We start from the raw sequence: 241 nt of genomic DNA on the forward strand, positions 1-241 counted from the left end.
CCGCATCGGTACCGCAGCACTGGCCTTGCCTCAGCCCGGAATTTCGCCGGCCGGCGGACTCGGTGCGCGCCCAGGATCTGGCCGACTGGCACGATCAGCTGATGAGCCGTATCGAGGACTACGCCCTGCTCGGTGACCTGCAGAGCGCCGCGCTCGTCAGCACCACCGGATCGATCGACTGGTTGTGCCTACCGAAGTTCGACTCCCCCGCCTGCTTCGCCGCGCTGGTGGACACCCCCGA

1 protein-coding gene is annotated in these 241 nt (G+C 68.0%); it reads left to right on the forward strand.

Annotated features, from left to right (window positions below; all coding sequences use genetic code 11):
- Nucleotides 1-101: 101 nt before the first annotated feature.
- The coding region (locus RM423_RS25315) for a trehalase-like domain-containing protein (RefSeq protein WP_311425783.1) at nt 102-241 on the forward strand (140 nt) is incomplete at its 3' end.

It is taken from the genome of Jatrophihabitans lederbergiae, from assembly GCF_031845305.1.
Lineage (GTDB): Bacteria > Actinomycetota > Actinomycetes > Mycobacteriales > Jatrophihabitantaceae > Jatrophihabitans_A > Jatrophihabitans_A lederbergiae.